Origin of the sequence: Streptomyces zagrosensis (genome assembly GCF_014203645.1) — a bacterium.
Taxonomy (GTDB): domain Bacteria; phylum Actinomycetota; class Actinomycetes; order Streptomycetales; family Streptomycetaceae; genus Streptomyces; species Streptomyces zagrosensis.
This window is the reverse complement of record NZ_JACHJL010000017.1, coordinates 64942-78108: the sequence shown is the minus strand read 5'-3', so window position 1 is coordinate 78108 and position 13167 is coordinate 64942. Positions and strand designations below refer to the sequence as shown.

The 13167-nt window shown below is 64.3% G+C and carries 8 protein-coding genes, 1 tRNA gene and 2 pseudogenes; 5 read left to right on the top strand and 6 right to left on the bottom strand.

Annotated elements, in window-relative coordinates:
• Positions 1-29: 29 nt before the first annotated feature.
• The 4 genes and pseudogenes from FHS42_RS27085 to FHS42_RS27070 form a co-directional block, all read right to left on the bottom strand.
• Entirely contained in the window at positions 30-1616 is a 1587-nt protein-coding gene (locus FHS42_RS27085; protein WP_184576447.1) for an ABC transporter substrate-binding protein, read from the bottom strand.
• A 546-nt stretch (positions 1617-2162) separates the two neighbouring features.
• Positions 2163-3704 carry a carboxylesterase/lipase family protein gene (locus FHS42_RS27080; RefSeq protein WP_246495460.1) on the bottom strand — a complete coding sequence of 514 codons (1542 nt, stop codon included), beginning with the start codon at positions 3702-3704 and terminating at the stop codon, positions 2163-2165.
• A gap of 1030 nt (positions 3705-4734) precedes the next feature.
• A pseudogene (locus tag FHS42_RS27075) lies at positions 4735-5959 on the bottom strand (4-hydroxybenzoate 3-monooxygenase).
• Positions 5960-6228: 269 nt separating this feature from the next.
• Positions 6229-6609, bottom strand: coding sequence for an ATP-binding protein (locus tag FHS42_RS27070; RefSeq protein ID WP_184576443.1), 381 nt, complete (start codon positions 6607-6609; stop codon positions 6229-6231).
• A gap of 441 nt (positions 6610-7050) precedes the next feature.
• Here FHS42_RS27070 and FHS42_RS27065 point away from each other — a divergent pair, with 441 nt between their 5' ends.
• Positions 7051-8055 carry a LacI family DNA-binding transcriptional regulator gene (locus FHS42_RS27065; protein WP_184576440.1) on the top strand — a complete coding sequence of 335 codons (1005 nt, stop codon included), beginning with the start codon at positions 7051-7053 and terminating at the stop codon, positions 8053-8055.
• A 161-nt stretch (positions 8056-8216) separates the two neighbouring features.
• Positions 8217-9079: pseudogene (locus FHS42_RS27060) on the top strand (transposase); the annotation flags it as partial.
• A 1033-nt stretch (positions 9080-10112) separates the two neighbouring features.
• Here FHS42_RS27060 and FHS42_RS27055 read toward each other — a convergent pair.
• Positions 10113-10562, bottom strand: coding sequence for an RICIN domain-containing protein (locus FHS42_RS27055; protein ID WP_184576438.1), 450 nt, complete (start codon positions 10560-10562; stop codon positions 10113-10115).
• Positions 10563-12129: 1567 nt separating this feature from the next.
• Between FHS42_RS27055 and FHS42_RS27050 the strand changes: the two genes are divergently transcribed.
• The 3 genes from FHS42_RS27050 (at position 12130) to FHS42_RS27040 (ending at position 12949) form a co-directional block, all read left to right on the top strand.
• Positions 12130-12552 (top strand): hypothetical protein, encoded by a 423-nt coding sequence (locus FHS42_RS27050; protein WP_184576436.1) that lies wholly within the window; start codon positions 12130-12132, stop codon positions 12550-12552.
• 141 nt (positions 12553-12693) lie between these two features.
• A tRNA-Glu gene (locus FHS42_RS27045) sits at positions 12694-12784 on the top strand.
• Between the two features lie 3 nt (positions 12785-12787).
• A complete protein-coding gene (locus FHS42_RS27040; RefSeq protein ID WP_184576434.1) occupies positions 12788-12949 on the top strand; it encodes a hypothetical protein in 162 nt (53 codons plus the stop codon).
• A gap of 37 nt (positions 12950-12986) precedes the next feature.
• Here the strand turns inward: FHS42_RS27040 and FHS42_RS39200 are convergent, their stop codons facing one another.
• The gene (locus FHS42_RS39200) at positions 12987-13160 is read right to left on the bottom strand and encodes a hypothetical protein (protein ID WP_184576432.1); all 174 of its coding nucleotides are present in this window, start codon (positions 13158-13160) and stop codon (positions 12987-12989) included.
• Positions 13161-13167 lie beyond the last annotated feature (7 nt).

Genomic DNA, 13167 nt, shown 5'->3' with positions numbered 1-13167 from the left:
GTAGTGCCGCCGCCTAGAGCGGTACTGGATCAGCTGTTGCGGATAAACACCGGATTGGGGTAGGAGGCGTTGTCGCTATACCCCTCGAGACCTTCGGGGGCGATAAACACAGCCTTCTGCATCATCACCGGGGCGAACCAGGCCTGGTGGGAAACGCGAGCAGACAGCGCACGCCACTTCGCACTGGACTTGCTCGCGGGAAGGGCTGCAGCCTCTCTGTACAGCTTTTCCATCTGCTCATCGGAGGTGTGGAACGGGTTGACCACACCCTCCGGCAGCACGAGCTGCGTCGCTGCCGCATACATAGTTGTCGCACCCCAGTTGGCCACGTTCGCCGGGTAAGCGCCACTTTCCTGTGCGCGAGCGTAGTCGGGAAAGGCAGTCTTGGATTCAATGGTCATCGTGATGCCCACTGCTTTGAGCTGCTCGGCGATGCCGGCGGCGAGTTTGGCACTGACCGGATCGAATGCACCCGTCAGAACAGTGAAAGAAAAGCCGTCCTCATACCCGGCCTCGTTCAGCAGCTTCCTGGCACGTCCGAGGTCATACGGATAGCGCTTTTCCAGATCCTTCGAATAGCCGGCGGCACCTGGAGCGATGATCTGAGACAAGGGCTCGCCGGTCGATCCGCCGATGGCCTTGGCAAGCGATCTACGGTCGATGGCGTGATTGATGGCCTGTCGCACACGCACATCACCCAACGCCTCCACCTTCTTACCTTCACGGTCCTGGAGGAACAGCCCGACGAAACCTGCGCCCTGCTCGTGGGTTTTCAGCCCGTTGCGCTTGGCCTTGGCCAGCAGGGTGGTATCCCCTTGCATGAATTGGATCTGGCCGGAACGCAACGCCTGGAAAGCAGTGGTCGAGTTGGGGATGACTTTGATGACGACTTTGCTGTACTGCCGTGTCGAGGGGCCGCGGTAACGGGGGTTGGGCACATACGTGTAGGTGGAGCCCTGCACGGAAGCGGCGGTGTCGAGCATGTAGGGCCCGGCGCCGGCGGTCGAGGAGCCGAGCGTGGCGGGGCGCTCCTTGAGGACCTTGGGGCTCACCACATTGCCCCAGGCGCCGGCTTCCGAGAAGTTCAGCGGCATGTCGGGGTCATGGCCAGCCAGTCTCAGCACCACGGTCTTGGCGTCCGGCGTCTCAATTGCCGTGATGTTCTTCGCAGTGGCGGAGAAAGGACCGCCGGCGGAACGGAAGTACTCCAGATACGTCTTGACTGCCGCAGAGTCCAGCGAGGTGCCGTCTGAGAATGTCACTCCTGGGCGGAGTGTGATTTCGAACTGTCGATGCCCCTTACCCACATACCCGAAGCTCTCGGCCAGCATCGGAGTGTAGCTGCCATTGGGCTTGGCGTGAATAAGTGCCTGATAGGCGAGATCGACGAACAACTCGTTGACACCGCCACCGTTCTTTGCCGGATCAAGGCTGAGAGGCGGCGTGGGCGCTCCGATGGTAAGCGTTTGGCGGCTTACGGCCTGATTGTTCGCGTCGGCGCCACTGCACGCCCCCACAGTCATGAGGAGGCCGACCGCGGCAAAGGCGGCAGTCACCGCACGTATACCACTCACATCTCGCGAGGACGGAGCAGAAAGAAGTTTGCTGTGCACCATGGGATCTCCGGTCACGGAAGTCGGGGGCGAAAGACGGCGAGCCGAGGCAGTGTCGGCGTACGGACAGCACTCGTGGGCCATGAAGCGGTTTGTCAGGCAAGACAGAATGAGCACTAAATAGGGAATCTAGGCACGGATGTAACACGTGTCAACGGCGTGAGGTCACTTTTTTACACCCACTCGATGCGTGTCCCAGCTGGCACGTCGCCATATAGCACGCGTTTCTCAAGAGGCATTTCATGTGGTGACTTTGCGGGGGCCGCATGCGGGCGGCCCGCGAGCCTACATGGCCTGCGGGCCGCAGAATGCGCTCATGAGCGTCACAGGGCTACAGCCATGCGCGATGCCAGGCCGCCCGTGTGTCGTGGCTGCGATGACACAGGCAGAGCGGGGTGTGCCGCGCACTGCCGCGGCGCATGCCCTATTACCTGCGACAAGGGCATGCAAATAGTTGCAGGCGGGCCGGTGAGCAGCGGCCCTCCCTCATCGAAAACCGCACGCGCCGGAATGGCCGACTGCGGCATCCCAGCCAGCCTGGAGCAACAGTCAGCAGACGCGGTGAGGGTCTATGCCCGCCCACGCCTGACGGCGCACGCGCGAGAGCCGGTCATCGACGACTCGTGAAGTGGCACCGAAGGACATGTTCGCCCGCCGGTCGGGCCGGAAGCGGGGCCAGGCCGGCAGGTCAGGATGGGACGGGTTGCCGGTACGCGCGAAGGCTACGAACGCATCGAGCATGCTGTGGGAAAGGGACTGTGCCTCGACGGGATCAGCGTTCGGAGCCAGCCGCTCCGGTTCAACCGTGCCGAAGGTGAAGGGAACGTCGGATCCGTGGCAAGCCCCGGCAGGGCTGGCGTCGGTGTAGTCGAAGGTGTACTGCCACACTCGGCCTCCCGCGAGGTGCGCGGCCTCTGCCAGCCAAACGGAGGGCATGACAGCGAACCATCCGCTGATCAGGTCGTGGACGGCCTGCTGCCTCGGAAGCGCAGTGTCGCGGTACACCGCGAAGATACGGTCCCATGCGGATCCGAGTGCGGCCTTGGCGCCTCGTTCGAGCTTGACGCCTAGAGGCGTCGGCATGAAGAGATCAGCCTCTTTCGCGCACGTGCCGATCAGAAGGTCGACCTCGCCGTCGATGTGATCCAGAGGGTGTGTCGGCAGGACGAAGCCATCGGTCACATGAGCGAACGGCTCCAGCGAGGCTGGAGCCTCGTGCACTGTCATGGAAGCGGCGAGCAGGTCCTGGGCCGGAACCTGCATCATCTGCTCCGGGGCGTCAAGCTCGAGTGCACGCATCATGGCCTCTGTGATTCTTCGCGCGTAGGCGTGGTCGCGCACCGGCCGTGGTCCGCCGCTCTGCACGATGGCCCGCCGGAAGAGGCCCTTGGCCGCTGGCGCGCCTAGGAGGGCTCCGATCGACATGCCGCCGGCTGACTCACCCATGACGGTGACGTTTCCCGCGTCACCACCGAAGGCACCGATATTTCGGCGCACCCAACGCAGAGCCTCGATCTGGTCGAGCAGCCGCAGGTTGGCCACCCCGGGACGATCCGGCAGGGCGAGACCTCCGAATGCGCCGAGCCGGTAGTTGATGGTGACCAAAACTGTGTCTCCACGCGCCGCGTAAACCGAACCGTCGTAGTGACTGCCGGCACCCATCACGAAGGCGCCGCCGTGGATCCACACGATGACCGGTCGCTTGCCGAATGTGGATGGTGACCAGACGTTGAGGAACAGGCAGTCCTCACTCTGCCGCATGCCAGGCGGCTGGGGGCCCGGGAACGCCCCGGTCGGCTGGAGGCCGGCCGGACCGAACTCGGTCGCGTCACGTACGCCTGCCCAACGCTCAACCGGGCGCGGAGGAGCGAGCCGGTGCTCCCCGGTCGGCGACTCGGCGAACCGTACTCCCTTCCACACGTTCACGGCGCCTTGGCGTATGCCACGCAGCACGCCCTCGTGTGTCCAGGCACCTACCGGATTCCCCGAGGGTGCAGCGGTGGCGCTATCGACCTGTAGGGAGCCCCAGGTGAGACCCCCACCCAAAGCACATGCCGCTCCTATCAGGTTGCGACGAGTGAACCCTTGCATACTCCGCCTCCGTCTTCTTCCTGAGAACTGGGCTTCAAATTTCGCGAGTCATAGCCTGAAGTGAATTGCTGAGTGAGCGGATCAGCGAGGCCCATGCCGCCGAACTCTGTCCTTGCAATGGTGCAAACGTGCAACGCGGCTAAGCCGTCGGTGGCGTCAGGCAGGCTCGCCCGAGGGCCGACTGTGCCGCATCGACACAACCGTGGAGCGCCCCGTCGAAGTCATCGGCGATTGGCGAAGGGACATCGGTATTGCTGTGCCCAGTGACGTCCTCCAGGACTCGCCGGCACTGCGACCCCCGATCCGTGCATTGCACCGACCACGTCGGGTTGCACGGAGTGGCCTGTGTCGGTACGGGCGCGATCGGCGCCCCGAACTTCGACACTCAGCGACTCTCCTGAAAGGCCGGGCGCGCGGGTAGCGGTGCCCGTGTGACCGCGGTCCGCATCGTGTCCGATCCGCGAGCTTGGCCGACCGAAAGGCAACAATGAGAACGGAGAGTCAAGAAGGTGTTGCGCAACGGCCGTAGTAACACGTGTTACCTGATATGGCTCCATTTTTACCACCGCACGGCCGGAATGAGAAGAGCAGCGTCGGGGCGGCTTCTCCCCATTCCCACTTAAGCAGCGGGGCCTCCATTCCGAACTCGTCGGACGTCGCAGGCCGGACCGCGTGCTCCAGAGTTCGGCTGCATGCGTTGGGGTCCGTTTACGGGCCGGCGAGGAGGCTCCCGCACACACGCCCTCGCAGTGAACCGACCGCGGCGGTGAAGGCTCGCATGCGATCACGTTGGACGGAGAGCAGCGCGATGTCGTCCGGCTCGCCGGATGAAGGTTTCCGGTGGGGTCCGGCCAGGAAGCGGACCCCGAGGATCTGGCCAGCCAGAAGGACCGCGTGGTGGGCGTCCACGCCCTGCGCCGACCACTGACCACCAGTCGCAGTGAACAGTGCGGCACCAGCGGTGGACCCGCATCAGCCGATGACTTGCGGGCGGGCCAGCCGCGTCCGGGTGCGGAGGTATGCCGATCACTCACCGCTGGTCTTCGCGACGGCCGGCTTGGGCTCCCGCTGCGGAAGCCGGGGGGCCAACGTAGTTGTCGGCGAGCTCCGCGGCGGCGGTCGTCGAGGTTGCCCATCGGTCCAGTTGGGACAGCTACAGCGCTGTCTCGAGTGGACAGGCCGGGAGCGATGTGCATGGTGGTCGTCATGAGGTACGAGAAGTGTTCCGCCCGCCAGACCCGCTGCAGGCAGGTGTCCGAGTAGGCGTCGAGAAGATCGGAAGCGCCAGTGGCATAGCAGCTGGATAGGGCAGCCGCGAGGGCGGTGACCTCGGAGGCGGCGAGGTTGAGACCTTTGGCCCCAGTAGGAGGGACGGTACGGGCCGCGTCGCCAGCGAACAGCACCCGGCCGTACCTGAGAGGTTCAGTAACCCAACTCCGCATGGGGAGGACGGCCTTGGCGGTGATGGGACCGCGATTCAGCTGCCATGACTCGTCGACTGCCAGGCGAGTGTCCAGTTCGTCCCAGATGCGCTTGTCCGGCCAGGCGGCCGGGTCCTCGCCGTTGGGCACTTGCAGGTACAGCCTGCTCGCCGTGGATGATTTCATGCTGGCCGGAGCGAAGCCCCGATGGGAGTGAGCGTAGATGAGCTCCTGGGAGGCGGGGGGTGCCTCGGCAAGGACGCCCAGCCAGAAGTAGGGATAGGTCCGTTCGTGGGTGCGGCGGGCGGTGGAGAGGACGGCGTGGCGGACCACTGCGTGGTATCCGTCTGCGCCGACCACGAAATCGCACGTCAGTCTCTTGGGCATGCCGTTATGGGTGTAAGCCGTGACGCATCGGTCGCCGGTGACACCCTCAACGGAGCGCACGGGGGCGTTGAACAGCATCGGCGCGCTATCGGCCAGGCGCAAGGCGATCAGGTCTTGGACCACCTCGGTCTGCGCGTAGACCCACACTCGTCGTAAGCCGAGGAGGGAAGGAAAGTCCACGCAGTGCCGACGCCCATCGAAACGGAGCTCGCTGCCGTCATGGGGCAGGGCCTCACGATCGAGCCGGTCGGCGGCACCAGCCTTTCGCAGTGTGTCGACGGTGTTCTGTTCCGAAATGCCAGCGCGCTGGCGCTGCTCCACATACCTTCGGTCGCGCACCTCTAGGACAACGGTGTCGATTCCTTCGAGATGCAAGAGATGTGCGAGCAACAGGCCGACGGGGCCGTCGCCGACGATGGCTACCTGCGTATGTTCGGGTCGGGGCATAAGGCCTCTCCTCGGGGTGTCTTGCGAAAGATGTTGGGCAGCAGTGGATTCCGGAACTCTGCAGTCGATGGCAGCGCCAGGCAGCACTTCAGTGATCTCCTACTCAGCAGAACCGCTTCTGACTGCCATATTCGGGTGACATGCCACCCATTCGCCACAATCGATAGCAATGATCCAGTACGGTGCTGCCAGCACGTTAACGGCGGGGTTCGCCACAGCCGGTGGGGGGACGAAGGAAGGGGGTTGTTCCAGCACTCGCCGTGAGCAACTCACCTAAGAAGTGTGAACCACACATCCTTGCCGGAACGGCCAGCCTGCGCTCCCCACTCGTCGGCGAGCGAGGAGAGCAGCAACAGCCCACGACCGCTTTCCTGTTCGGCGCCCAATTCCTCGATGCCTGGCGGAGCTTTGCACTGATCGGGCAACTGCGGATCGCCGTCATGGACGCTGACCATGACCCGCGCCGATTCCGTCCGTATACACAGTTCTATGCCGGCATGGCTTCGTGCGTGCCTCACGGCATTGCCGACGACCTCCGAGACGAGCAGGCACGCGGTGTCGATGACATCCGGCAACACGTGTCGCTCACGCAGAGTCTGCTTCACATGGCGCCGCGCTTCGGAGACCGAAGGGCCGGCCACCGGCAGCATCAGCGCACCCGGCGACACTGTCGGGGGAGGCCGAGAGGCGCCAAGAGGCGGCGTGGCGGTTTCGGTGGCGACGTAAGGAGCAGTGCGGTGGTGCATGGCTGCCATCCAGGCGAGATGTGGACTTGCGCTCTCGTTAGTTACACGAGTAATAAAGCGCCGTGACTCCTGTGTAGCACCTGGATGGCGAGCAGGGAAGAATAGCGGCCCTCAATGACGCACCGTGGCGAATCCATGGCTGTACGCGACCATCACCGCAGAGGGGTCTTCTGCCAGGAGACCTGAGAAAATCCCCTGGCGTCGAAGGGACGGAGCGACGGCCGGGTCCTGGGCCCCAGAGTCCGAGTGCGCAGATCCAGGAACGATCGGCCCGGCACCGCGCACGTCTCTCTACCCGGTTACCCGTGTAGCTTGGACCTGAGCCGAGGGCTGCGGAGGGGCGTTATGGGAGAAGAGAAGACAGGTCGTGTCGTTACGAGTGCGGATGTGGCGCGGCTGGCCGGCGTCTCCCGAGCCACAGTGTCGTTCGCACTGAACAACACCCAGCAGCAGCGAGTGAGCGAAGCAACCCGGGCCAAGGTGTTGGCTGCTGCTGATCAGCTCGGATATGTCCCTCATGCCGCTGCACGGTCGCTCCGGGCAGGGCGGAGCCATCTCGTGTTGATGCCTGTAGCCGCGATGGCCATCGGCACGGCGGTCAGCGACTGGATCGATGGCTTGCAGAGCGAGTTCGAGCAGCATGGGTACACGTTGGTGCTGCATGTGGGACGGTTTTCCGACCCGGTCACAGCTGCCCGTTCATGGGCGGAAATACGGCCGGCCGGGGTCATCGTCCTGGAAGCCGAGAACTTGACTGCGCAGGGTGCTGCGATATTGCGCCGAGCGGGTATCAAAGCGGTTGTGTCTCTAGCCAGTCGGCCGGTCGATGGTGTTTTTACGATTGATCTGGATCACGCGAGCGTCGGGGCTACCGCTGTGGAACACCTGGTGGCTCGAGGCCGTCAGACAATAGGCATCATCATGCCAGAAGAGCGCGGTTTGCTCGCCATTGCCGAGCCGCGTTTGCGTGGCGCTCAAGAGGTGGCATCGAAGACAGCAGCCACCGTAACAGCGCTGAGCATGGCCTATACCGCCCAGTCCGCTGAAGCATTGGCTGACGATTGGGCCGAGCGCAACCTGGACGCGGTCTTTGCCTTCAACGACAATTATGCGTCCTTGCTGCTACATGCATTGCAGAACAAAGGCTATCTCGTCCCCAAAGACGTCGCCGTCGTAGGCGCCGACGACCTTGTCCAGTCTTCGCTTCTGCGCCCCGCATTGACGTCCGTTGCGCTTGACGCTCCCACGCCCAAACAAATCGCCGATACCTTGCTCTCCCTCATTGAGACAGGCTCTGCCCCCGAGGTTCGAAGTTTCAAACCAGTACTGGTACATCGACAGTCATCGTAAAAACTGTCCCTATAGTGTCGAACGACCTCGTGCGACTAGCCTCGCGCTTTCATGAGCGTGCTCGTCCATGTCTTGATCAAATAAGCGGAGAGCGCCCCTGACCTGCAACGATGGGACTTGTCTAGGGTCCTGTTGGCTGCACGGAAAGAAGCACTCTCCAGGTGAGCAAGCGTATCGGGTTGTACCCGCGTGTCCGAGTCGAGGGCGGTGGCAGCGGGGCGGTCTCCCAGGCCGGATCGGTGCTGATGGTCGAGACGGTCCGCAAGGTGGGGCTGGACACCGCGGTATCGGCGGCACTGGCGCCGTGGCGCAAGCCGCGGGCCGTGCACGAGCCGGGGAAAGTCCTGCTGGATGTCGCGCTCGCAACGGCTCTGGGCGACGACTGCCTCGCCGATGTCGCCATGCTGCGGGCCGAGCCCCACATGTTCGGCCCCGTGGCGTCCGACCCCACGGTCTCCCGGCTCATCGACGCCCTTGCCGCAGCCGGACCGAAGGCCCTCACAGCGATCCGGTCGGCGCGGGCCGAAGTGCGGTCGCGTGTTGGGGAACTGGCCGGGGCGAACGGTCCGGCCGCCGACGGGCAGGTGATCGTGGACATCGACGGCGTACTCGTCCTTGCGCACTGTGAGAAGCAGGACGCCACCGCGACCTGGAAGAAGACCTTCGGCCATCACCCGCTCGTCGCGTTCGCGACCACGGCCCAGCCGGTTCCGGAGAGCCGGTAGCCACCTTGCTGCGGCCCAGCAATGCCGGGTCCAACACCGCCTGCGACCACATCGCGACCACCCAACTCGCCCTGGCGCAACTCCCCACACACCTGCGGCGGGGCCGGCAGACGCTGATCCGCACCGACTCCGCCGGCGGCACCCACGCCTTTCTCGACTGGCTCTCCAAGCCTGGCCGGTGGCTTTCGTATTCCATCGCAATGACCATCACCGACGCCATCCACCAGGCCGTGCTTAAGATCCCGAAGAAGGCGTGGACGCCGGCCTACGACGCCGACGGCACCGAGCGACCCGGCGCCTCGATCGACGCGATGTCCATTGAGACACGACTACCCAGTGCGCAGCTTCACCAGGCCACCGTTCTTCCATGCTCCCTGCACACACGGGAATGGACCCAGTGACACCGGGTCGCGGTGGATCGGCCGCGCTTGCTCCCCCGCGCAAGCGCATGGTCCACAAGATCCGGACCAGTCCCGGGCCAGTCCAACACCCGTCCCACAAGCACCTCTTCCCCTACAGGTCAGAGCGCTGCACATGGTGTACCGCCAGCAGACTGGTGTCGTACTCGCCGAAGGCGCTGGGGTTCTTCTAGAAGCGGGAAATGGGCGCCTGAACTGGACTTTTGTCCGTCAGGCGCCCTTCGCGCGACTTGCTCTCGACCGGGCCCAGCGCGCGCTAACTCCCAATTCCTCCCATGACTGCACCCCTGCTGACCAGTGCTTCCGGACCAGTCACGGACCAAACCCTCGGTTCAGCCCTCGGGTACGCACCTTGACTGACGCGCTGCCACTCGTTCATGGACTGCTCGATGAGACGCTTCGCCTGTTCTCGAAGGCCGTCAAGGAACGTGACGTAGTGGCGAAAGAGAACCTCGACGCTCTGGCCGGCGCGGCGGACGCACTCGGCCGGGTCCACTCCGGAGTAGAGCCAGAACGAGTTCCCGGCGTGCCGGAGATCGCAAGGCCGCTTGGCCAGGCGAGAAGTGCGCTCAGCACATGGGCACGCAGCATGCCTACGAACTGCGGCGGGACGGGAACAGGCCGCGTCGCGCTTGCCGCGCGACGCTTGAGCGGCGGAGTCCGGAACCAGCACTTGACGCGGTGCGGACGGCCGCTGAGGTAGGACCTCAGTGGCCGTCCAACTGGCTTCGCGGCCTTGCTTCGCGACCTTGCCTCAGACCGCTCCGTGCGGGAGGGAGCTCCAGCGCTAAGCCGGGAGGGCCGGCGGATCAGCAACCGTCCCGCGTGCCTGGACTCTCCATACTTCGCGGTGAGGCTCTCCACACTTCGCGGTGAGGCTGTGGGGTCTTTACAGTGCGGCCCTGCCCGAAGTTCACAATCCCCAGCGCTGGTAATTGCCGCCGTTGCAGCCCAGCGCGTAGACATGACCGGCGTGGTTGCTATCTAGGCACTTGCCCGTAGCCACGTTCTTCCATACGACGACGTGGTCGCCTGAATTGTGCGCCACCCAGCGCTGGTAGTTGCCGCCGTTACAGCCCAGCGTGTAGACATTGCCGGCGCCATTACTGTCCAAGCATTTTCCCGTGGCCAGGCTCTTGACCTGTGCACCCTCGCGGCCGTCGTACTGCACCGCCCAGATCTGATAGTTGCCGCCATTGCAGCCCAGTGTGTAGGCGTCACCTCCGCGGTTGCTGTCCAGGCACCGGCCCGTGGCCACGTTCACGTTTCGCGACTGCCCGTCAGCGGAAGCGGAGACGGACAGCGGCCCCACCAGAGCGCACCCCGCACCTAAGGCTGCCAATAGGATGGTCCGTAATCGCATGACTAAACCTCCTGTGTGCATTCCATTAGCGAGCTGGCGCCCCTGCATCAGGTCGTCATGACCGAGTGCTTAGGCAGCGCCTGTATCGATCCCGTTTGAGGCTGTGCATCCTTTTATACACAAGCTAATACCCTCACGGTCAGTGGAATGATGACCATTTATTGACCGAATATCTCCGGATGCATGCCGGCAAGCCCACAGGTAGGTTCATGATCTGCGACAAAAAGGACGCACTCGGTGCCCGATTCCCATCCGTACATGCCCGCAAAGGGGCCGCTTCCCAGATTCCGGAACACCTAGCCCGTCATTCGACCACTACGCAGTGGCTTGTCTGGCCGCCGACCACCGCGCGCTCGACTCACCAACACTGGCCTGCTCGCCTTGATGGCTGGCTATCAAACACCCCTCCGCCGGCTCGGCCGCAAAAGGCTGTACATGTGGCTGCGCAACCGCCGCGCCCTCCGCGCCGGCCAGCTGGCCAAGACGGCCTTGCATCCGCCGACCACAAGCCGTCCTTGCTCCGGCCCGTTGTCGAGTCAACGCCCTCCGGGCTCTCCCGTGCGCCGGTCGATGCTACGGACCTGCTGTTCTGTGTCACCGGGGCGTCCCGGAGGCGGTCGTTGTGACCTGCGACGAGGGATGTCCAGTGGCGAAGTGACCGTGACCCACGGGGGCCCACCGTTCGAAAATGCCGAGGATCTTCGCCAGTGGATCTTGCTGGACCGTGAGGGATCTTGGCGAGTATTGCCGCGGTGAGTTCGATGGCATCGGGGTAAATCGCGGCGTGAGCGTAGGTATCGAAGTCGGCCGGGATGTCGCGTCGGCAATTGTGGGTCTGCAATGCGAGGAGCCGGTATCTACAGCAATGCGCTACGGCGGCTGGGGAGGCCGGCCAGGGTGGGGCGGTGTTGACCGCGGCTTGGTGGGCGAGGGTGAGTTGCTGGGCTGCGAAGCGGCGGAGAAGCCGGTTCGTCCGGTGCTGGGCGGCGGTGATCTCGGGGCATACGGAGAGGCCGAGGTGGAGTTCTCCGAGATCGCTGAGCCAGATTCCGTGCCGTGGGCAGACCTTGTGGTGAATCGGAAAGTAGACGGGGACGGGTTGGCGGATACCGAGGCGAGCAGCGCACCGACGGCAGCCGGTCGTGGCCCGGACAGGGCTTTCGCAATGCCGAAGGCGGGGAGTATGTGGGCGAGACCGGCGGTAGCTGAGCTGGTGAGGTGAGCGAGTTCGGGCAGAGCGTGGGTGGCTGCGGGGGCGAGCATGTGGTGCTAGGCGCGATCGTCGAATGTGGTCTTCGTGGGCAATTAGGTGGGCAGCACGGCCCAAACCGTCCGGACACGGTTGGAGTTGAGCGGCTGACCCTGCGCGGAACCTCTTCCGTCGAGGGGCGGCGCAGAACGGGGGTCCTCGACTGGCAGCGCGAGCCACTAAACGCAACCGGCTGATTACCTCAGAAGTAATTGATGGCCCGTTCCGGCGCCGCCTACCGTTCAGCTACGGCCGGCGGCTCTGAACGAGCCACTTCCGTATCCGGGCAACTCCCTGACGTACGAGAGGAAGACGACAGTGGCTTCGACGCAGTACGACGGGGCGGCCTCACCCGCGACGGCGACGGCATCCGACGATTTCGCCCGACTGGTGCTCAAGCTGGACGCGGTGGTCACCGGCCTCAACGGCATCGCCTACCTGGCCCTCGCTACGGTCCTCGATTCCTTCTTCGGTGTCAGCACGGGGGTCCAGTACCTGGTGGGGGCGTTCCTGCTGCTCTACGTGCTGGGAGTGCTGGCCATCGCGACGCGACAGGAGATCAGTCGCACAGGGCTGACGACGGTGATCGCGGCGAACCTGATGTGGTTCGCGCTCAGCTTGGTGGTGGTGGTCTCCGACGCCCTGTCCCCGACCGGTGTCGGCGCGGTTTGGATCGTGCTACAGAGCCTGGTGGTCGGCGGATTCGCCGCTCTGCAGTACATCGGACTCAAGCGGCTGTGACCTCGCCCGGATGGCATTCGGGGCGGCGCGCCGGCCAGCGGCGCACCGCCCCGACAGGGCGTCAGCGCCGCGTCACCGAAAAGTCAGAGGTGCCTGGCAGGATGGGTCGTATTACGGCAAGGGAAACCGAACCGGAGCTAAGGAGAGGTGCCCGGAGTGGCCGATCGGGGGCCAGAGCTCTCGTTCTGGTCGGGTCTTATGGCCTTCACAGATTCGAATCCTGCCCTCTCCGCCCATGATTGAGCCATGTCGTCTCATGAGCGTGTGCGCGATGACCACCGTTGCTCTTGGTTTCGATACGGTCTACCGCGCGATATCGACCTATGGGGAAACCCCCAGCGGGTTCCTCGCCCTCAGCCGCGATAATTTCTACTTCTCGATCCCGGACACCCCCTGAGCTTGTTCCGGTTCGACGGACATTCGAGATCGGCGGTTCATCCCCGGGAGAGGATGTCCATCATGGAGAGCATGGGAAGAAGCCTCGTCGCGCTCGCCGCTCGTTCACGTCGGAGTTCAAGGCCGAGATAGTGCAACTGTGCCGTCGCGGCGATCGCTCGGTCGGCCAGGTCGCCAAGGACTTCGACCGTGCCGAACGCGACTGTCACCACCCGACAT